The organism is Streptomyces sp. NPDC001843 (assembly GCF_042891955.1).
Lineage (GTDB): Bacteria > Actinomycetota > Actinomycetes > Streptomycetales > Streptomycetaceae > Streptomyces.
In genome coordinates, this window is the sequence record NZ_JBIATQ010000001.1 from 311,549 (window position 1) to 331,796 (window position 20,248).

At 71.9% G+C, this 20,248-nt stretch carries 19 protein-coding genes; 6 read left to right on the plus strand and 13 right to left on the minus strand.

Annotation, left to right across the window (positions count from 1 at the left end; genetic code table 11):
• Window positions 1-43 precede the first annotated feature (43 nt).
• A complete protein-coding gene (locus tag ACFYZQ_RS01435) occupies window positions 44-100 on the plus strand; it encodes a trp operon leader peptide (protein WP_115913573.1) in 57 nt (18 codons plus the stop codon).
• Window positions 101-206: 106 nt separating this feature from the next.
• Window positions 207-2,069, plus strand: a complete 1,863-nt coding sequence (locus ACFYZQ_RS01440; protein WP_389140411.1) for an anthranilate synthase family protein — start codon at window positions 207-209, stop codon at window positions 2,067-2,069.
• 45 nt (window positions 2,070-2,114) lie between these two features.
• On the opposite strand, the gene ACFYZQ_RS01445 is transcribed toward ACFYZQ_RS01440, so the two are convergent.
• The 4 genes from ACFYZQ_RS01445 to ACFYZQ_RS01460 form a co-directional block, all read right to left on the minus strand.
• Window positions 2,115-3,143, minus strand: a complete 1,029-nt coding sequence (locus tag ACFYZQ_RS01445; protein ID WP_389140413.1) for a 6-phosphofructokinase — start codon at window positions 3,141-3,143, stop codon at window positions 2,115-2,117.
• Window positions 3,144-3,253: 110 nt separating this feature from the next.
• Window positions 3,254-3,931 carry a response regulator gene (locus tag ACFYZQ_RS01450; protein WP_389140415.1) on the minus strand — a complete coding sequence of 226 codons (678 nt, stop codon included), beginning with the start codon at window positions 3,929-3,931 and terminating at the stop codon, window positions 3,254-3,256.
• A complete protein-coding gene (macS, locus tag ACFYZQ_RS01455) occupies window positions 3,928-5,154 on the minus strand; it encodes a MacS family sensor histidine kinase (protein WP_389140417.1) in 1,227 nt (408 codons plus the stop codon). Before macS ends, ACFYZQ_RS01450 begins: the two co-directional genes overlap by 4 nt.
• Window positions 5,155-5,205: 51 nt before the next feature.
• Entirely contained in the window at window positions 5,206-5,946 is a 741-nt protein-coding gene (locus ACFYZQ_RS01460) for a lysophospholipid acyltransferase family protein (protein WP_389141837.1), read from the minus strand.
• Window positions 5,947-6,107: 161 nt separating this feature from the next.
• On the opposite strand from ACFYZQ_RS01460, the gene ACFYZQ_RS01465 reads away from it, so the two are divergent.
• Window positions 6,108-6,887, plus strand: coding sequence for an alpha/beta hydrolase (locus tag ACFYZQ_RS01465; RefSeq protein WP_389140419.1), 780 nt, complete (start codon window positions 6,108-6,110; stop codon window positions 6,885-6,887).
• Complete coding sequence (locus ACFYZQ_RS01470) at window positions 6,880-7,494, plus strand: hypothetical protein (protein WP_389140421.1); 615 nt, start codon at window positions 6,880-6,882, stop codon at window positions 7,492-7,494. Before ACFYZQ_RS01465 ends, ACFYZQ_RS01470 begins: the two co-directional genes overlap by 8 nt.
• Window positions 7,495-7,578: 84 nt before the next feature.
• Here the strand turns inward: ACFYZQ_RS01470 and ACFYZQ_RS01475 are convergent, their stop codons facing one another.
• From ACFYZQ_RS01475 to ACFYZQ_RS01500, 6 genes are all read right to left on the minus strand, one after another.
• Window positions 7,579-8,325: an endonuclease/exonuclease/phosphatase family protein gene (locus tag ACFYZQ_RS01475; protein ID WP_389140423.1), complete on the minus strand. Its 747-nt coding sequence runs from the start codon at window positions 8,323-8,325 to the stop codon at window positions 7,579-7,581.
• Window positions 8,326-8,394: 69 nt separating this feature from the next.
• Window positions 8,395-9,348 carry an ROK family glucokinase gene (locus ACFYZQ_RS01480; RefSeq protein ID WP_388788471.1) on the minus strand — a complete coding sequence of 318 codons (954 nt, stop codon included), beginning with the start codon at window positions 9,346-9,348 and terminating at the stop codon, window positions 8,395-8,397.
• A gap of 124 nt (window positions 9,349-9,472) precedes the next feature.
• A complete protein-coding gene (locus ACFYZQ_RS01485; protein ID WP_389140425.1) occupies window positions 9,473-9,982 on the minus strand; it encodes a DUF5304 domain-containing protein in 510 nt (169 codons plus the stop codon).
• Between the two features lie 84 nt (window positions 9,983-10,066).
• Entirely contained in the window at window positions 10,067-11,236 is a 1,170-nt protein-coding gene (locus tag ACFYZQ_RS01490; RefSeq protein ID WP_389140427.1) for an ArsA family ATPase, read from the minus strand.
• Between the two features lie 42 nt (window positions 11,237-11,278).
• On the minus strand, window positions 11,279-11,722 hold the full coding sequence (locus ACFYZQ_RS01495) for an SRPBCC family protein (RefSeq protein ID WP_389140429.1): 444 nt from the start codon (window positions 11,720-11,722) through the stop codon (window positions 11,279-11,281).
• Window positions 11,723-11,889: 167 nt separating this feature from the next.
• Window positions 11,890-12,696: a metallophosphoesterase gene (locus ACFYZQ_RS01500; RefSeq protein ID WP_389140431.1), complete on the minus strand. Its 807-nt coding sequence runs from the start codon at window positions 12,694-12,696 to the stop codon at window positions 11,890-11,892.
• A 296-nt stretch (window positions 12,697-12,992) separates the two neighbouring features.
• Here ACFYZQ_RS01500 and ACFYZQ_RS01505 point away from each other — a divergent pair, with 296 nt between their 5' ends.
• Window positions 12,993-14,789 (plus strand): AMP-dependent synthetase/ligase, encoded by a 1,797-nt coding sequence (locus tag ACFYZQ_RS01505; protein WP_389140433.1) that lies wholly within the window; start codon window positions 12,993-12,995, stop codon window positions 14,787-14,789.
• A gap of 42 nt (window positions 14,790-14,831) precedes the next feature.
• Here ACFYZQ_RS01505 and ACFYZQ_RS01510 read toward each other — a convergent pair whose 3' ends face one another.
• The gene (locus tag ACFYZQ_RS01510; RefSeq protein ID WP_389140435.1) at window positions 14,832-16,418 is read right to left on the minus strand and encodes a GMC oxidoreductase; all 1,587 of its coding nucleotides are present in this window, start codon (window positions 16,416-16,418) and stop codon (window positions 14,832-14,834) included.
• An 83-nt stretch (window positions 16,419-16,501) separates the two neighbouring features.
• A complete protein-coding gene (locus tag ACFYZQ_RS01515) occupies window positions 16,502-17,644 on the minus strand; it encodes a glycosyltransferase family 4 protein (RefSeq protein ID WP_389140437.1) in 1,143 nt (380 codons plus the stop codon).
• Window positions 17,645-17,764: 120 nt separating this feature from the next.
• Between ACFYZQ_RS01515 and ACFYZQ_RS01520 the strand changes: the two genes are divergently transcribed.
• Window positions 17,765-19,018 (plus strand): glycosyltransferase 87 family protein, encoded by a 1,254-nt coding sequence (locus ACFYZQ_RS01520; protein WP_389140439.1) that lies wholly within the window; start codon window positions 17,765-17,767, stop codon window positions 19,016-19,018.
• A 39-nt stretch (window positions 19,019-19,057) separates the two neighbouring features.
• On the opposite strand, the gene ACFYZQ_RS01525 is transcribed toward ACFYZQ_RS01520, so the two are convergent.
• A complete protein-coding gene (locus tag ACFYZQ_RS01525) occupies window positions 19,058-20,248 on the minus strand; it encodes a hypothetical protein (RefSeq protein WP_389140441.1) in 1,191 nt (396 codons plus the stop codon).

The window sequence follows — 20,248 nt, forward strand, 5'->3', positions numbered from 1 at the left end:
CGATCACGGTACGGACGGCCGGGTGTGCGGTAGGGTTCCCGGCATGTTCGCGCTTTCGATCCAGAACTGGTGGTGGACCGCTCATCCGGCGGCCCACTGACTGCGCGTACGCAAGACTTCGCGAAGGCCGCCCGAGGGGCGGCCTTCGGTGTTTCCCGGGGTCGTTCCTCACCGACATCGACGTCAGTTCGACGGAAGAGGAACCCATGGACCTGGCACAGCTCCTTGCCGACCCCCGACCCTTCGCCCTGCTGCGCCGCCGCACCCCCGGCCGCGACGAGAGCACGGTCGAGGTCCTCGTCGGCCCGGTCGTCACCCGCGACCGTCTCGCCGACCTGCCCGACGAGGGCCTCGCGCTGGTCCCCTTCCGGCAGATCCGCGAGCGCGGCTTCGACGTCCGCGACGACGGCACGCCCCTGGCGGTGCTGACGCCCGAGGAGTCGTACGAGGTCCCGCTCGCCGACGCGCTGGCGGCGCTGCCCTCCCACCAGGTGCGGGTCGAGGGCGGTGGCTTCGACGTCGACGACGAGGAGTACGGCGAGATCGTCGGACGGGTGCTGCGCGAGGAGATCGGGCGGGGCGAGGGCGCCAACTTCGTGATCCGGCGGACGTACCAGGGGGAGATCCCCGGGTTCTCCAAGGCCGACGCGCTCGCGCTGTTCCGGCGGCTGCTGGAGGGCGAGCGGGGGGCGTACTGGACGTTCGTCGTGCACACGGGGGACCGGACGCTGGTCGGCGCCAGCCCGGAGGTGCACGTGCGGATGGCCGGCGGGACCGTGGTCATGAACCCGATCAGCGGGACGTACCGCTATCCGGACGAGGGGCCCACCGCCGGTCATCTGCTCGGCTTCCTCGCCGACGGCAAGGAGATCGAGGAGCTGTCGATGGTGGTCGACGAGGAGCTCAAGATGATGTGCACCGTCGGGGACATGGGCGGGGTCGTCGTCGGCCCCCGGCTGAAGGAGATGGCCCACCTCGCGCACACCGAGTACGAGCTGCGCGGGAAGTCCTCCCTGGACGTGCGGGAGGTGCTCAGGGAGACCATGTTCGCCGCGACGGTCACCGGGTCCCCGGTGCAGAACGCGTGCCGGGTGATCGAGCGCCACGAGGTCGGCGGACGGGGTTACTACGCGGGCGCCCTGGCCCTGCTCGGCCGGGACTCCGGGGGTGCCCAGACCCTGGACTCCCCGATCCTGATCCGCACCGCCGACATCTCCCGCGACGGCCGTCTGCGCGTCCCGGTCGGCGCGACCCTGGTCCGCGGCTCGGACCCGGCGGGCGAGGTGGCGGAAACCCATGCGAAGGCGGCGGGCGTGCTTGCGGCCCTCGGGGTGCGGCCCGCCCGGCCGCGCGACGAGCGGGAACGCCCCCGGCTCGCCGACGACCCGCGGGTCCGGGCCGCGCTGGACGGGCGCCGGGCCTCGCTGGCCCCCTTCTGGCTGCGGATGCAGGAGAGGTCCACCGCCCTGGACGGTCACGCCCTGGTGGTCGACGGGGAGGACACCTTCACGGCGATGCTGGCGCACGTGCTGCGCTCCGCCGGCCTCGAGGTGACCGTCCGGCGCTACGACGAGCCGGGTCTGCGGGAGGCGGTGCTCGCGCACGAGGGGCCGGTGGTGCTCGGGCCGGGCCCGGGCGACCCCTCGGACCTGACCGACCCGAAGATGCGGTTCCTGCGCGAGCTGACCGCCGAGGTGGTCCGGGACCACCGGCACGGCCTGCTCGGGGTCTGCCTCGGGCACGAGCTGATCGCGGCGGAGCTCGGGCTGGACATCGTCCGCAAGGAGGTGCCCTGCCAGGGGGCGCAGACGACGGTGGACCTGTTCGGGCGCCCGGAGACGGTCGGCTTCTACAACAGCTTCACCGCGCACTGCGACGAGGAGACCGCCCGGGAGCTGGCCGCCCACCGGATCGAGGTGAGCCGGGCGGAGAACGGCGAGGTGCACGCCGTACGGGGGCCCGGGTTCGCCGGGGTGCAGTTCCACCCGGAGTCGGTGCTGACCCTGAACGGGGCGGCGATCGTGCGCGAGCTGATCGGCCGGCTCCGCACGGCAGGCAGCAGGAACTGAGCGTTCCGGGCCCGGGGAGCGCGATTCCCGGGCCCGGAAGGCGTGTCAGCCGAAGAAGACGCCGACCTCGGCGTAGAGCGCGGGATCCACCGTCTTCAGCTTCGCCGTGGCCTCGGCGATCGGCACGCGGACGATGTCGGTGCCGCGCAGGGCGACCATCTTGCCGAAGTCGCCGTCGCGGACGCAGTCGATGGCGTGCAGGCCGAAGCGGGTGGCGAGCCAGCGGTCGAAGGCGCTGGGGGTGCCGCCGCGCTGGATGTGCCCCAGCACGGTCGTGCGGGCCTCCTTGCCGGTGCGCCTCTCGATCTCCTTGGCCAGCCACTCGCCGACCCCGGACAGGCGGACGTGGCCGAAGGAGTCGAGCGATCCGTCCTTGAGGACCATGTCGCCGTCCTTCGGCATGGCGCCTTCCGCCACGACGACGATCGGGGCGTAGGAGGCCTTGAAACGGGAGGTGATCCAGGCGCAGACCTGGTCGAGGTCGAAGCGCTGCTCGGGGATGAGGATGACGTTCGCGCCGCCCGCGAGTCCGGAGTGCAGGGCGATCCAGCCGGCGTGACGGCCCATCACCTCGCAGACCAGGACCCGCATATGGGACTCGGCGGTGGTGTGCAGCCGGTCGATGGCCTCGGTGGCGATGCCGACCGCGGTGTCGAAACCGAAGGTGTAGTCGGTGGCGGAGAGGTCGTTGTCGATGGTCTTCGGCACGCCCACGCAGGGCACGCCGTACTCGTCCGACAGCCGCGCGGCGACCCCGAGGGTGTCCTCGCCGCCGATCGCGATCAGCGCCTCGACCTCCTGCTTGGCGAGGTTGTCCTTGATCCGGCGGACGCCGTCCTCCTGCTTGAGGGGGTTGGTCCGCGAGGAGCCGAGGATCGTGCCGCCGCGCGGCAGGATGCCGCGCACCGCGGGGATGTCGAGGCGGATGGTGTCGCCCTCGAGGGGCCCTCGCCAGCCGTCCCGGAAGCCGACGAAGTCGTAGCCGTACTCCTGTACGCCCTTGCGCACGATGCCCCGGATGACGGCGTTGAGCCCGGGGCAGTCGCCGCCTCCGGTCAGTACTCCGACCCGCATGGAATTGTCCCTTCGCAGCGGTTGCCTGACGGAGAGTAACGGTAGTGGTGATTCACGTCACACAGCGAGAGGCGGGAAGGGCAATTCCGGTGAACCGCCGGGAATTTGCTTTACTCGTCGTCAAGTCCGCGTTCTATGGCGTACCGCACGAGTTCCACCCTGTTGTGCAACTGGAGCTTGCCGAGGGTGTTCTGCACGTGGTTCTGCACCGTGCGGTGCGAGATGACCAGGCGTTCGGCGATCTGCTTGTAGCTCAGGCCCTTGGCGACCAGCCGCAGCACCTCGGTCTCGCGGTCGGTCAGCCGGGGCGCCTTCGGCGAGTCGGTGTCCGGCGCGGGGGCGGGCTCGGAGGCGAGCCGGCGGTACTCGCCGAGCACCAGACCGGCGAGGCCGGGCGTGAACACCGGGTCGCCGACCGCCGTACGGCGCACCGCGTCCAGCAGTTCCTCCGTGGACGCCGACTTCAGCAGATAGCCGGTCGCGCCGGACTTCACCGCCTCCAGCACGTCGGCGTGCTCACCGCTCGCCGACAGCACCAGCACCCGCAGCGCCGGATCGGCGGCCACCAGCTCCTTGCAGACCTGGACGCCCGGCTTGACGGGCAGGTTGAGGTCCAGCACGAGGACGTCGGGGGCCGCGGCCTTCGCGCGGCGCACCGCCTGCTCGCCGTCGCCCGCGGTGGCCACCACCTCGAGGCCGGACTCGGCCAGGTCCCGGGCGACCGCGTCGCGCCACATCGGGTGGTCGTCGACCACCATGACCCTGATCGGGTCCTGCTGCCGTGTCATCGCCTGTCCGCCTTCCCCCGGGAGACCTCGCGGTCCTTCGGTGCCTTCAGTTCGACTTCCGTGCCCTGCCCCGGTGTCGAGACCAGCTCGGCGCTGCCGCCGAGGTCGCGCAGCCGCCCCCGGATGGACAGGGCCACCCCGAGCCGCCCCTCGCCCTCGGCCTGGTCCAGCCGCCCTTCCGGGATGCCGGGTCCGTCGTCCCGTACGGTCACCACGACCTCGTCGGGCTCGTCCTCGACCAGGATCCAGGCCCGCGCCCCCTCGCCCGCGTGCTGCCGGACGTTGTCCAGGGCGGCGCCGACCGCCGCGGCCAGCTCCCGTGCGGCGCCGGACGGGAGGAACACGGGGGCACCGGGCTCGGCGAGGCTGACGAGGGCGCCGGCGAACGGGGCGAGCAGTGAGCGCAGATCGACGGGGCCGGTGGGGACGTCCGGCTCCTCCACGGCCCGTACGACCGCTCCCTCGGCCGGGTCCTGGGAGGCACGCGGGACGGGCACCAGGCCGCCGGAGACCAGCGTGCGCAGCGCCACCTCCTGCTCCCCGGCCATCCGGCCGAGCTCGGCCGCCTCGCCGCCGATGACCGCGCCGCGCCGCTGCACCATGGCCAGCACCTGCAGCACACTGTCGTGGATGTCCCGGGCGAGCCGCTCCCGTTCCCGGGTCGCGGCCTCGATCTCCAGGGCGCGGGCGAGGGTGCGCTCGGAGGCGCGGGCCACCTCGACGACGTAGCCGATGGCTATGGACGCGACCCACACGAGGATCACGTTGTGCACGGTGTCCCTGGCCGGGCTGCCGCGCTCGATCAGATTGGCGACCGCCACGGGCGTGGAGGCGAACGCGGCCCAGCGCCAGCCGCCCTTGACGGCGAAGGCGAGGACGGAGCCCGCCGTCCATATCGACGGCAGGGTGGGGCCGCCGAGGGCGATGTGCCGGCTGGTGACGACCCATGGTGTGAGGACGATGCCGACGAGCGCGATCGTGAGGTCGAGGGCGAGGAAGCGCTTGGTGCAGGCGACCGCGTTCTGCACGCGGGGCAGGGTGGCGAGCGTCCAGACGAACAGGACGGCGTAGTAGGCGATGGCGACGCCGGGGCGGTCGTACTCGTCGTAGGCGGAGGCGAACAGGCCGACCGCGTACAGCATCGTCAGCACGCGGTAACCGGTCAGCGCCCGCCACAGCGGCAGCTCCACCGACATCCGCATGACTCGCTCGCGCCTGGCCATGTCCCCCACGCCCCCCGGATCCCCGACTCCCCCGACGCCGCCGACTCCCGGCTAGGACTCGGCGCTCTTCTTCCCGGCCTTCTCCGCCTTCTCGGCCTTCTCCGCCTCCTTGGACGCCTTCGCGGCCTCCGCTATCTGGCGCTTGGCGGCGGTGGCGTAGATGTCGACGTACTCCTGGCCGGAGAGCTTCATGATCTCGTACATGACCTCGTCGGTCACCGCCCGCAGTACGAACCGGTCGTGCTCCATGCCCTGGTAGCGGCTGAAGTCCAGGGGCCTGCCGATGCGGATGCCGGGCCGCATCAGCTTCGGCATCACCTTCCCGGGCGGCTGGATCTTCTCCGTGTCGATCATCGCGACGGGGATGACCGGCGCGCCGGTGGCGAGGGCCACGCGGGCGAGGCCGCCGGGCTTGCCCCGGTACAGCCGGCCGTCGGGCGAGCGGGTGCCCTCGGGATAGATGCCGAACAGCTCACCGCGCTCCAGGACCTCTATCCCGCTCTTGATGGCCGCCTCGCCCGCACCGCGCGCGCCGGAGCGGTCCACCGGGAGCTGGCCGACACCCTTGAAGAAGGCCGCGGTGAGCCGCCCCTTCACGCCGGGCGTGGTGAAGTACTCCGCCTTCGCGATGAAGGTGACCTTGCGGTCGAGGACCGCGGGCAGGAAGAACGAGTCCGAGAACGAGAGGTGGTTGCTCGCCAGAATGGCGGCGCCCTCGGCCGGGATGTTCTCCAGGCCTTCCACCCAGGGCCTGAAGGCGACCTTCAGCGGTCCCCCGATGGCGACCTTCATCGTGCCGTACAACAACCGAGTGCCTCCTGTTCCCGTCGATCAGACCTTAACCCGGTCCGCCGTCAATGGCGCCGACGGCCCTGGTCGGTGTCAGTGGGGTCGCGTACGGTGAAGCAACACGTGGAGTCGTTCACGCCCCCTCTCATGAACAGGAGACCGAAATGCCGGTTCTCCCTGGAGCCGAGCCGTACCGCCACGACGGCGGTCCGGTGGGTGTCGTCCTGTGCCACGGGTTCACCGGAGCGCCGCAGTCGCTGCGCCCCTGGGCGGAGCACCATGCCGCGCACGGCCTGACCGTGTCGTTGCCGCTGCTGCCCGGTCACGGTACGAGCTGGGAGGACATGCAGGTCACCGGCTGGCAGGACTGGTACGCGGAGGTCGACCGGGAGCTGCGTCTGCTGCGCGAGCGCTGCGCGCGGGTGTTCGTGGCGGGCCTGTCGATGGGCGGTGCGCTGGCGCTGCGGCTCGCCGCGAGGCACGGGGAGAAGGTCGACGGCGTGGTGGTCGTCAACCCGGCGAACAAGGTGCACGGCCTGTCCGCGTACGCCCTTCCGGTGGCCCGGCACCTCGTCCGTACGACGAGGGGGATCGCGAGCGACATCGCTAAGGAGGGGGCCTCGGAGCTGGGCTACGACCGGGTGCCGTTGCACGCGGCCCATTCCCTGCGGAACTTCTTCCGGCTGGTGGACGGCGAGTTGCCGCAGGTCACGCAGCCGCTGCTGCTCCTGCGCAGCGCGCGCGACCATGTCGTGCCGGCTGCCGACTCAGCCCGCGTGCTGAGCCGGGTGTCCTCGATCGACGTAACGGAGGTCGTGCTGGAACACAGCTACCACGTGGCGACGTTGGACCATGATGCGGACCGGATCTTCGAGGAGAGCCTTGCCTTCATCGGCCGGCTCGCACCCAGTGTCGGCAAGGAAGGGACGGCCGCAGTTGGCTGAGCACGACTCCGACCGCGAGGACCGCGAGCCGGACGAGAAGGGCGTTCCCTTCGACGAGGAGGCCGCCTGGGCGGCGATCGTCGCCGGGTACGGGGAGGAGCCCGAGGACCCACCGGGCACCAAGCCGTATCTGCCGGTCGAGGATCTCGCGCTGCCCGAGACGGATCTCGGGCAGAACCTCAACGGGAACTCCGAGAAGAAGAACGGGAACCCAGAGCAGAAGACGGACGACGACGAAGAGGAGCGGCAGCGGCCGCCTGCCCGGCCGCTGGGCAGCTCGGTCTCCTTCGCGCCCGGTGTCGGCCCGCGTGACTACACGGCGCGGGAGGCGTCCGAGGACGACTTCGACGAGGACGACGAGGGCCACTTCGTGCCGCCCGAGCCGCCGCCGCTGCCCGACACCGACACCACCGCCCGGTTCGCCTGGCTGGGTGTGGTCGGTGGCCCCATCCTGCTCCTGCTCGCCGTGGTGTTCGGCTGGGAGATGACCTGGTGGCTGGCGACCCTCGGCATCGGCGGTTTCCTCGGCGGGTTCACCGCGCTGGTGGTGCGGATGCGGACGGACGACGACGAGGACGACGATCCGGGGCGGGGCGCGGTCGTCTGAGCGGCGCGTCAGCCTGCCGGGACCTTGAGGGCGGCCAGGACCGGCAGACGGTCCGTGGCCGTCCTCGCCGTTGCCTCCCGGTGTTCAGGCCGCGGGCACCCGAAGTGAGGCCAGCACGGGCAGGTGGTCCGTCGCCCTCATGAGGTCCGCCTCGGTCACACCGGGATGGCCGAGGGGTACTCCGCAGCCGAGGACCTCGATGCCCTTGGTGGCGAAGACGGCGTCGATACGGCGGTGGGGCTCGTCCCGGGTCCAGGTGTGCTCGCCGCCCCAGGGGGCGGTGGCCCGGCAGTCCTGGAGGCCGTCGGCGAGGCGCCGGAAGGTCGGGCCGTCGGGGCGCTCGTTGAGGTCGCCGCCCGCGATCGCGTGCGGGGTGCCGAGGCCTGCCAGACGGTCGAGGAGCATGCCGCCCTGCTCGTACCGCTCGTCCTTCTGGAGGCTGAGGTGACAGCTCAGGACGCCGAGGCGGGCACCGCCGAAGCGGACCACCGCCGTGGCGAAGCCGCGCCTGTGCAGTCCGGGGGTGAGCGGGAGGAGTACGTCTTCCGTCCGCTCCACCGTGGCCCGCAGGTTGCAGAGGATCGCCGGGCCCGCGGCCGTCGCGCCGCCCGTGAGGACGACCAGGCCGGATGCGGCCGCCAGGCGGGCCAGCTTCTTGCGCCAGCGGAAGAAGAGCGGGGCTTCCTGGATGAGGACCAGGTCGGGGTCGCAGGCGGTGATCACCCGGGCGAGGGCGTCGGTGTCGTCGCGCATCGAGCGGATGTTGTAGCCGAGGACGCGGATGACGGCTGAACCGTCGGGCTCGGTCCGGGAGTTCGGAAGCAGCGCCATGCGATCAATGTACGCCCATGACCGGGGGCGCGAGGTTTCCGCCTCGCGCCCCTGTACAGCACGGGTCTTCTACATGATCGGGTCGGGCTCGCGGGCCAGGTCCGCCGCGCCGACGAGTCCCGCCTTGTTGCCCAGCTGGGCCGCGATGACGTCCGCCACCGGGCGCCAGTTGCCACCGACCAGCCAGCGCTTGTAGGACTTGCGGATGGGGTCGAGGACCAGTTCGCCCTCGTCGGAGAGGCCGCCGCCCACGATGAACGCGGAGGGGTCGAAGAGGGAGGCGAGGTCGGCGAGGCCGGCGCCGGCCCAGCGGGCCAGCTCGCGGTAGGAGTCGACGGCGACCGGGTCGCCCTGGCGGGCGGCCATGGAGATGTGCTTGCCCTCGATGCCGTCGGGGGTGCCGTCGCCGAGGCCGAGCAGGATCTCGGCGTTCTCGGGGGTGGCGTTGGCGCGCTGTTTGGCGTAGCGGACGAGGGCGCGTCCGGAGGCGTACTGTTCCCAGCAGCCCTGCGAGCCGCAGCCGCACAGCAGCCCGTCCGGGACCATGCGGATGTGCCCGAACTCGGCGGCCACGCCGAAGTGGCCGCGGCGCAGCTTGTTGCCGATGATGATGCCGCCGCCGAGGCCGGTGCCGAGCGTGATGCAGATGACGTTGCGGTGGCCCTTGCCGGCACCGAACTTGTACTCGCCCCAGGCGGCGGCGTTGGCGTCGTTCTCCACGACGACCGGGAGGCCCACGCGGGCCTCGACCTCTTCCTTCAGCGGTTCCTGGCGCCAGTCGATGTTGGGCGCGAAGTAGACCGTGGAGCGCTGGCGGTTGACGTATCCGGCGGCGCCGATGCCCACGCCGACGATCTCGTGCCCGGCGCGGGCGCCCTCCACCGCCGAGGCGATGGCGTCCACGATGCCCTCGGGCGTGCCCGGGGTCGGCACCTTGAAGGTCGAGAGGATGTTGCCTTCCTCATCGACCACGCCGGCCGCGATCTTCGTGCCGCCGATGTCGACGCCGATGGTGAGTCCCATGAATCCCTCAGTTTCGGTCGAGCCCCGCTACCGCCAACCGTACCCGAGGCCCTGCCGCCGGCTTCCCGTCGTCCGCCTCGCGGGCGGACGACGGGAAGCCGGCGGCAGGCTCTGCAGGGGGCCCTCAGTCCAGGTCGATGCGTTGCCCCGGGCCGGTGCCCTCGCCCGGGTCGTCACGGTCGTTCCAGGCTTTCCTCAGGTCGTCCTTGAGGCCGCCGGGGTCGGACGTCCAGCGCCGCTCCTGGGACTGGACGGCCGAGCGGTAGGCGGCCAGCAGTTCGTTCCCGGCCGCCGCCAGGTGGTCGAAGACGTCGGGGTTGCGCTCCAGGACGGGTTCCACGGCGGCCTTCGCCTGCTGTACGACCTGCCGCACCACCTGCTGGGCGGCGGGTCCGGCGACCGCGCCGAGCAGCGGGGACTGGATGCCGGACAGCTTGTCGGCGACCGCGTCGACCAGCTTGCGCAGTTCCTCGGCGGCCGCGCCCGGAGGCGGACCGTGTTCGGTGCGTCGGCGGGCCTTCTCCGCCGCGAGGTCCTCGGCACAGGCCGTGGCCCAGGCGTCGGCGTCGGTCGCCCGTACCTCGTCGACGGCCTCCGGTTCCGGGGCGTCGGGCGTGGGGCGCTCTTCGCTCATGACGGACTCCTGACTACGGTTCGCTCTTACGACGTTACCCGAACGGGCGTACTCGGTTCACCGCTGCCGGGACCCCGGCCGGGCTCACTGCTCGCGCGGCCACAGGCCGGGGTCCGGCTCGAACCGGATGCGGAGTTCGCCGTCGCGCAGGGCGGCCCCCGCGACGGTGCACCGGCGCAGCGCGGAGGGCAGCGGGACGATCCGGCGGAACGGGCCGACCGTGATCACGATCTCGTCGCCGCGCCGGACCAGGTCCAGTTCGTCCCGTATGGCGCCGGGAAGCGGAATGTGCCAGACCAGGACACCGTCCTCGGTGATCCGGTCGGTGACGGGCCACTCGACCGGGGCGGGCGCCGGGTCGGCCCCGGGCACGGCGAGCGCGGCGAGGTCGTCGGCGCCGCGCGGGTCCCGGCCCAGGTGGGCGACCCCGTGGACGTCGAACGACGCGCGCCATTCGGCCAGGGTCTTGCCCTGCTGGGTGACGAGACCCGCCGACCAGGGGTCGTGGGCGGTGTCCGGCAGGACGCGGTTGGCGATCAGTGCCTCGGTGCGCAGGCCGCGCAGGGCGAGCCCGAGACGGGCGGTGCGGACGGCGTCGGCGGCGGCCGGCCCGGGTTCGGCGACCAGGTGGACGGCGGTGTGCCGGTCGGCGACGACCGCTTCGACGGCGGCGAGTTCGACGTCCCAGCGGGCGGCCGTCTCGTACAGCCAGTCCGCGGGCATGGGGACCCCGGCGAGCCGGCCGAGGACGGGGCGCAGGGCGCGGGCCGCCTGGCGCTCGGGCGGGAGGAGGCGGCGCAGGTACCGGCGCAGTTCCTCCGGGAGGGCGAGGAGGGTGAGGGCCTGCGGGGCGGGCGGCAGGTCGACGACGAGCAGTTCGTACCGCTCGGAGAGGGCGGCGTCCCGCAGGGCGCGCAGGAAGGACAGTTCCTCGGCGCCGGGGAGCGGGGTGACCTCCTCGGCGTCCAGCCGGGCGGCGCCGAGCAGGTCGAGCACGCCGGCGGCGCGGCTCTGGAAGGCGGTGAGGTCGTCCCGGAAGCGCTCGGCCGCATCGGGCCGCCAGGCGGTGAGCTCGGGCGTGACCTGTACCGGGGCGGCGCCCGTGGCCGTGCCCAGTGCCGCCCCGAGGGTGTCGGTGCGGTCGGCGCTCAGCACGAGGGTGCGGGTGCCGTGGCCCGCGGCACGTAGGGCGGCGGCAGCGGCGACGGTCGTACGTCCGCAGCCGCCGGGGCCGGTGATCAGGATGGTGCGCATGGGGCTGAACGCTACCCGCGCTCGGCGGACGTTCCGGGCAACCTACTTCTCGCCCGACTCCACCCGCTTCTTCAGCCCGGCCAGCGCCCGGTCGATGATGACCTTCTCGGCCTTGCGCTTGATCATGCCGAGCATCGGGATCTTGACGTCCACCGTCAGCCGGTAGGTGACCTCGGTCGCGCCGGCGCCGGCGGGCTTGAGGATGTACGAGCCGTCGAGGGAGCGCAGCATCTGGGACTTCACCAGGGTCCAGGAGACCTCGTTCTGGCCGGTCCAGGTGTAGGCGAGGGTCTGGTCGTCCTTGATGGCGCCCGCGTCCATGACGAGGCGGACCTGCTCGGCGCGGCCCGCGTCGTCGGTCTTGAGGACCTCGGCCTCCTTCACCTCGCCGGTCCAGTCCGGGTAGCGGGCGAAGTCGGCGATCACCCCCATGACATCGGCCGGTGCCGCCTCGATGGTGATGCTCGAGCTGGTGTGTTCCGCCATCGCCGTGGCTCCTCCGGATGCGGCCGGTAGTCGGGTGGTCGTCGTGCGTGGTCGTCGTGCGTGGTCGTCGTGCGTGGCCGTCGTACGTGGTGGTCATGCGCACGGGTGTGCAGCGGAAGGCTACCGCGCCCGCCACCAGCCGACTTCACCCCGTGCCCCGCGGCCCCTCACCATTCGAGCGCCCAGGGCTTTCCGGTGCCCGCGAAGTGCCCCACGTTCACGCACTCCGTGGCCCCGATCCGCATGCGCCGGACCAGCGGCTGGTGGACGTGTCCGAAGAGGGAGTAGCGGGGCCGGGTGCGGCGTATGGCGTCGAGCAGGGCGCGGCTGCCCCGTTCGAAGCGGCGCGCGACCGTGTCGTAGACCAGTTCCGGCACCTCCGGCGGGATGTGTGTGCACAGCACGTCGACCTCGCCGACGGCCTCGATCTTGGCCGCGTACTCCTCGTCGCCGATCTCGTACGGGGTGCGCATCGGGGTGCGCAGGCCGCCGCCCACGAAGCCGAAGACCCGGCCTCCGATCTCCACCCGCTCGCCGTCGAGCACGGTGATGCCGGGCCCGGCGTACTCCCGCCACAAGGGCGGCATGTCGACATTGCCGTAGGTGGCGTACGTCGGTGTCGGGAACGCGGCGAACATCTCGGCGTACTGCTTGCGTACCGCCCTCTCGATGGCGGTGGCCCGGTCGGCGGCGATGCCCGCCCACAGCCTGGCCCCGAACTCCCGCGCCTCCTCGAAGCGGCGCGCGGTGCGCAGTTCGACGATGCGGTCGGCGTTCTCCTTGCCGAACAGGTCGGGGAAGATGCCGCGCGAGTGGTCGGCGTAGTCGAGGAAGAGCACCAGATCCCCGAGACAGATCAGCGCGTCGGCCCCCTCGCCGGCCGCGGCCAGGTCACGGGCGTTGCCGTGCACGTCGCTGATCACGTGAACGCGGGTGACACGGGTTCGGGAGCGGGCGACTGATGTAGGGGCCATGGTGATCAAGAGTAGGCGGCGCGGTGCACTTGTGAACAGTGGCGACCGGGCCTGCGGTTACTGGCTAGTCAGTTAGTGCGTCGACTACTGTGCGCTCAGGAACATCAACCCGTGTGACGCAGCGAACATCTCGCCGGGCCCCCCTGTCGAAGAAGCCATACCGGCGGGTAACGTCCGGGCAGTCCAGTCGTGCTCAGGATTTCAACAGCTGAATCTCCGAGCACTTGCCCGAGCCTTGGACCGACCGTCGCATCACACAACGTCGTGGCGCCGGCGCCCTATGAGGAGCAGCAGTCTTGCGCGAGTTCAGCCTTCCGGCTTTGTACGAGGTCCCTGCGGACGGAAATCTGACCGACATCGTCCGCAGAAACGCCGCGCAGCATCCCGACGTCGCCGTCATCGCCCGCAAGGTGGGCGGTGTGTGGCAGGACGTGACGGCCACGGCGTTCCTGGCCGAGGTGCGCGCCGCCGCCAAGGGCCTGATCGCCGCCGGCGTCCAGCCGGGCGACCGGGTGGGCCTGATGTCCCGTACCCGGTACGAGTGGACGCTGCTGGACTTCGCGATCTGGAGCGCGGGCGCGGTCACGGTGCCGGTGTACGAGACGAGCTCGCCCGAGCAGGTGCAGTGGATCCTCTCCGACTCGGGCGCCACCGCCTGCATCGTGGAGCAGGCGGGCCACGCCGCCGCCGTGGAGTCGGTGCGCGAGTCGCTGCCCGGGCTCAAGCACGTCTGGCAGATCGACGCCGGGGGCGTGGAGGAGCTGGGCCGGCTGGGCCAGGACGTCGCGGACGCGACCGTCGAGGAGCGCAGCTCGCTGGCGAAGGCCGACGACCCGGCGACGATCGTCTACACCTCGGGCACCACGGGCCGCCCCAAGGGCTGTGTCCTCACCCACCGCAGCTTCTTCGCCGAGTGCGGGAACGTCGTGGAGCGGCTGCGCCCGCTGTTCCGCACCGGTGAGTGCTCCGTCCTGCTGTTCCTGCCGCTCGCGCACGTCTTCGGCCGTCTGGTGCAGATCGCCCCGATGATGGCGCCGATCAAGCTGGGCAACGTCCCGGACATCAAGAACCTCACCGACGAACTGGCCGCGTTCCGCCCGACGCTGATCCTCGGCGTGCCGCGGGTGTTCGAGAAGGTGTACAACACCGCGCGGGCCAAGGCGCAGGCGGACGGCAAGGGCGCGATCTTCGACAAGGCGGCCGACACGGCCATCGCGTACAGCAAGGCGCTCGGCACGCCGTCCGGCCCGTCCGTCGGTCTGAAGATCAAGCACAAGGTCTTCGACAAGCTGGTCTACAGCAAGCTGCGCGCGGTGCTCGGCGGGCGCGGCGAGTACGCCATCTCCGGTGGTGCCCCGCTGGGCGAGCGGCTCGGCCACTTCTTCCGCGGCATCGGCTTCACGGTCCTGGAGGGCTACGGTCTGACCGAGTCCTGCGCGGCCACCGCGTTCAACCCCTGGGACCGGCAGAAGATCGGCACGGTCGGGCAGCCGCTGCCGGGCTCGGTGGTCCGTATCGCCGACGACGGCGAGGTGCTGCTGCACGGCGAGCACCTGTTCAAGGGCTACTGGAACAACGAGGCGGCGACCGCCGAGGCGCTGGCCGACGGCTGGTTCCACACCGGTGACATCGGCACCCTCGACGAGGACGGCTATCTGAGGATCACCGGCCGCAAGAAGGAGATCATCGTCACCGCGGGCGGCAAGAACGTCGCCCCGGCCGTGATAGAGGACCGCATCCGGGCGCACGCGCTGGTCGCGGAGTGCATGGTGGTGGGTGACGGGCGGCCGTTCGTGGGCGCGCTGGTCACCATCGACGAGGAGTTCCTCGGCCGGTGGTGTGCCGAGCACGGCAAGCCGGCCGGTTCCACCGCGGCGTCGCTGCGCGAGGACCCGGATCTGCTGGCGGCGATCCAGGCCGCGGTCGACGACGGCAACGCCGCGGTGTCGAAGGCGGAATCGGTGCGGAAGTTCCGCATTCTGCCCTCCCAGTTCACGGAGGAGTCGGGCCATCTCACGCCGTCGCTGAAGCTGAAGCGGAACGTGGTGGCGAAGGACTACGCGGCCGACGTCGAGGCGATCTACGCGAAGTAGTCGCCCGCGGTCGCCCCGGCGGTCATCCCCTTCCGCGACGGCTCATGGCGCGATGTCCTCGGCGAGGACGCGCGCCATGATGCGTTCGGCGAGCGCGGTGATCGTCACGAAGGGGTTGACTCCGGTCGAGCCGGGCACGAGCGAGCCGTCGGTGATGTAGAGCTTCGAGTAGCCCTTGACCCGGCCGTAGTCGTCGGTGGCCTTGCCGAGGACGCAGCCGCCCAGCGGGTGGTAGGTGAAGTCGTCGGCGAAGACCTTGCTGGTCGAGCCGAACAGGTCGTAGCGGTAGATGGTGGCGTTCGCCGAGTTGATCCGGTCGAACAGCTTCTTGGCCATGGCGACCGACACCGCGCTCTGGGCCGCCGTCCAGCCCAGTCTCACCGCGCCCGACGCGGAGTCGTAGGTGAATTTCGCCCGTTGCGGGTTCTTGGTGATGGCGAGGTACATGCTGACCCAGTGCTCGATGCCCATGGGCAGTGGGGCGATCTCGGCGAAGACCGGGTTGCCGGCGTTGGCCCAGTCGTCGATGCCCATCACCGGCATGGTGGCCTGGTTGGCGCCGACGGTGTCCCAGACGTGGTTGGCGCGGCCGACCATGGTGTTGCCGTTGGTGCCCCAGCCGGCGCCGACGTTCGCGTTCAGGTCGGGCAGGGTGCCGGTGTCCCGGGCGCGGACGAGGAGTTCGCTGGTGCCTAGGCTTCCGCCGCCGAGGAAGAGGTATGTGCAGCCGTAGCTCTTGGTCTCGACGACCTTGCCGGTGTTGTCGATGCGGTCGGCGGTCAGGACGTACGAACCGTCGCCGGCCCGGCTGATGGCCCGCACCTTCTCCAGGCTGTGGACGGTGACGTTGCCGGTGCCGAGCGCGGCGGCCAGGTACGTCTTGTCCAGGCTGCGCTTGCCGTAGTTGTTGCCGTAGATGACCTCCCCGGCGAGCGCGGACTTGGTCGCGGTGCCGGCCGCCTCGCGCTGCATGTAACCGAAGTCGTAGACGTTCGGGACGAAGGTGGTCTTCAGGCCGGCGGCGGTGGCGGCCTTCCGTGAGGTGCGGGTGAACTGGTACCACTCGGTCGACTCGAACCAGGCGGGGTCGACGCTGTTGACGCCGAGCATGGCGCGGGCGCGCGGGAACCAGGTGCCGTACATCTCGTTCACGTCGACGGTCGGGAACAGCTCGGCGAAGTACGACTGGAGCGGGGTGACCGCCATCCCGCCGTTGACCAGGGAGCCGCCGCCGACGCCCCGGCCGACGTAGACGGACATGGCGTCGTAGTGCACGCGGTCCAGGGCCCCGGGGTAGGGCGTGATGTCCCTGTTGACGAGGTCCAGCCACAGGAAGGTGGCCAGCGGTGCCTCGGTGCGGGTGCGGAACCACATGGACCGCTGGTCCGGGGCGGTGGTGGTGCAGAACACCTTGCCGTCGGAGCCGGTGGTGTTCCACAGGCGCCCCATCTCGAGGACGACGGTGCGGATCCCGGCCTGGCCGAGGCGGAGGGCGGCGACGGCACCGCCGTAGCCGGAGCCGATCACGATGGCCGGGGCGGACTCGACCGCTGCGGGCTCCACCGCGTGGGCCGACTGCAGGCCGACGCGGGTGAAGCCGAGGGTGGCCGCCGTCTGCAGGGCGGCCATACCAAGGATATGACGTCTCGTCAGCTGACGCTGCATCAGTTTGGCTGTCATGCGCGCAGCATCGGCGGATTATCGGCCTCCGGCTAGAGGATTCCTTTCAACTTCTCGGCCAAAAGGTCCCAGCGCCACTTCTCCTCGACCCAGCTCCGTCCCCGCTCCCCCATCCGGCGGCGCAGTTCGGCGTCGCCGAGGAGGGCGACGATCCGCTCGGCGGCGTCGGCCGGGGAACCGCCACGGACCACCCAGCCGGTCTCGCCGTCGAGCACCGCGTCGGGGGCGCCGCCGGAGTCACCGGCGACGACGGGCAGCCCGGTGGCCGAGGCCTCCAGGTAGACGATGCCTAGGCCCTCGACGTCCAGACCGCCCCGCCGGGTCCGGCACGGCATGGCGAATACGTCCCCGGCACCGTAGTGCGCGGGCAGCTCGGACCAGGGCACGGCGCCGGTGAAGCGCACCGAGTCGGCCACGCCGGTCTCGTGGGCGAGGCGGCGCAGATCCTTCTCGTAGGGGCCGCCGCCGACGATCAGCAGTACGGCGTCCGGCTCGGCCGCGAGGATCCGGGGCATGGCCAGGATCAGCGTGTCCTGGCCCTTCCTCGGCACCAGCCGGGAGACGCACACCACGACGGGCCGCTCGGTCAGCCCGAGCCGCGCCCGCACCTCGGCGCCGCCCGACCCCGGATGGAAGGTCTTCTCGTCCACGCCGGGCGGCAGCTGCACCATCCGCCCGGCCGCCTCGGGGCTGAGCGCGGCGGCGATCCGCGAGCGCGTGTACTCGCCGAGGTAGGTGACGGTGTCCGTCGACTCGCCGATCCGGCGCAGCAGTTGCCGTGCCGCGGGCAGCTGGGCCCAGCCCGCCTCGTGCCCGTGGGTGGTGGCCACCAGCCGCCGGGCGCCCGCCTTCCTGAGGGCCGGGGCCATCAGCCCGAGCGGGGCCGCCGCCCCGAACCACACCGAGGTGCACCCGTGCTCGTCAAGCAGCCCGACGGCCCGCCGGGTGACCTGCGGGGTGGGCAGCAGCATGGTGGTGCGGTCGCGTACCACGGTGAACGGCTGCTCGGCGTCGAACGCGGCCGTGGCCTCGATGCCCTCCCGGCTCCGCTTCCAGGTGGAGGCGTAGACGACCAGCCGCTCCGGGTCCAGGCGCAGTGCCATGTTGTGCAGGAACGCCTGGATGCCGCCCGGCCGGGGCGGGAAGTCGTTGGTGACGATGAGGGTCTTGTGCATCGCCGCCGACCCTATCGAACGGGCCGTGCCCGGCCCGGAGCGGCCGAGTCTGTGGCGCGCCCGCAGGCGGACAGGACATCATGTCCCCCTCAGGTGGTGAATCGAACGGCAGGGGATCGCGTGGAGAGCAAGGGCGCCGGGTGGTCCCTGGCCGGGCTGTCGGTGACCTGGGCGGCGACCCGGCTGGTGGTGCTGCTCTACGTCTTGCGGGTGCTCGTCCTCCCGGGTGCGGACGTCACGTCCGACGTGTCCGTGACCTACCGGGGCTGGTACGAGGTGCTGCGCACCGGCACCTTCCCGCTGGACGACGTGACCTGGCAGTACCCGCCCGCGGCCGCGCTGGCGATCCTCTCCCCCGCCACCCTGCCCTTCCTCAGCTACACCCACGCCTTCTTCGTCCTGGCCGTCCTCGCCGATCTGGCCGTGCTGGGCCTGCTGCTGTACGCCGGCCGGCGCCCCGGCAAGTCGCTGCGCGGTGCCCTGGTGTGGGTGGTGGGCGCCCCGCTGCTCGGCCCGACCCTGTACGCCCGCTACGACGTGATGGTGACCGCGGTCGCGGTGGCCGCGCTGCTCGCGGGTGCCGGGCGCCCCCGGGTGATGGGAGCGCTGGCGGGTTTCGGGGCCATGCTCAAGGTGTGGCCGGCGCTGCTGCTGGTCGGTTGCGTGCGGCGCCGGGCGTGGGGCGCGGCGGCGGCGACCGCGGCCGGCCTGGCCGCGCTGTTCTCGGTCACCATGCCCGGCCCGTTCGCCTTCCTCACCTTCCAGCGTGACCGCGGCACCGAGGTGGAGTCACTGGGCGCCCTGGTCTTCCATGTGGCGCGGCACTTCGGCTGGCAGGGCAAGGTGCTGCTGAACTACGGCTCGATCGAGTTCCTCGGCCCGTACGTCGGCGTCGTGAGCACCGCGTCCCTGACGCTGACCGTGGTCTGCTTCGCGTGGCTGCTGCTGTGGCGGATGAACGCGACGAAGGTGACGAACGCGGACCGGTTCGAGCCGCACACGCTCGCCGAAGCGGCGTTCACGGCGGTGCTGATGTTCACCGTGACGAGCCGGGTGATCAGTCCGCAGTACATGGTGTGGCTGGTCGGCCTGGCCGCGGTCTGCCTGTGCTTCCGGGCCGGCCGGATGGGCGTGCCCACGCTGCTGGTGCTGGCGGCGACCGCGGTCACGGTCCTGGAGTTCCCCACCAACTTCACCCACGTCATGGCCAGCGACTGGTACGGCACCGGCCTGCTGTTCCTGCGCAACGCCCTGCTGGTCGCCGCCTCGGTCACCGCGGCCCGCCGCCTGTGGCGCTCCACGGTCCTGCCGTCCCGTCTGCCCGCGCTGCCGAGCCAGAGCTCGCCCTCGACGGAGACCCCGGTGTCCCCCTGATCCCGGTGCGCGCCGCTGATCCCGGTGCGCGCCGCCGGCTCAGCCGAGCTGGGCCCGGACGTAGTCCTGCCACTGTGCGGTGAACTCCTCCGGTGTGGTGCCGAGGACCTTCTTCAACGCGTCCTCGACCGCGCCCGCTCGCTTCGTGTGCGCGCCGACGGCCCGGTAGAACTCGCCGAGCCGGACCTCGCCCCAGCGGTCGGCGATCATCCGGCAGGCCAGCCAGCCGCTCTCGTACGCCCTGGCCAGGGCGACGGCTTCCGTGCTGAAGCCGAAGTCCTTGTCGGCGGGCAGGTGTGCCGGCACATGGCCGTCCTGGACCGCCCGCGTCAGCTCCGGCGCGGCCTGTGGCGCCGTGCGGCCCGTGCCGAGGTAGCCGATCCAGTCGGCGTAGCCCTCGGAGAGCCACAGCGGGGTGGCGGCGTCGGTGTGGGCGCGGGTGGCCACGTGGGTCGTCTCGTGGGTGAGCACGACCTGTTTGCCGACGTCGCCGAGGATGGCGTACGCCTCGGGGTTGACGATGACCCGGTCGGCGGGCGCGCTGCCGGAGCCTCCTACCTCGCCGGTGGTGACCGCGGCGATGCCCCGGTAGGAGGAGGCGGGCGAGCCGAGCAGCCGGGCCATCCCGGCCAGGTCCTCCGGTACGAGCAGGACGACCCGCCGGGTCCAGTCCGTGCCCCATTCCCGCGACACCGCGGGGACGGCCCGGTCGGCGAGCCGGGCGTAGCCGCGCAGCTCGGCACCGGACTGCCCGACCCCGAGCACCAGGCTGTGCTCTCCCCGGGCGGCCACGACGGTGCCCTCGTCCCACAACTGCTGCCCGGCCTTCCCGGCGGGCCGGTCGGCGGCGACGTACCAGTGTCCGCCGGCGGTGCGCGTGAGGGTGAGCCTGCGGTCGGTGGTGACGGGCGCCTTGTCGTAGTCCCGGATGCGGTAGCGCAGTCGGGCGTCCGCGGTGGCGCCGGTGCCGTCACGGTGCAGGGCGGTCAGCCGGTAGGCCCAGGACGCCAGCGGCACCGCGCGCAGGTGCCCGTACTGCGCGGGGCTGCCGGTGGCGTCGTACGCCGTTTCGTCGTGTCGCAGCAGGGCCGCCGCCCGGCGGTCGAGCATCTGCTGCACCTCGGCCTTCGCCGCGTCGGTACCGGACTGCCCGCGGCACCCCGTCAGGGAGGTGAGCAGCAGACAGAGCCCCACCAAGGGGGCGTGCCACGCCCGTCCGCGTCCAGCCAC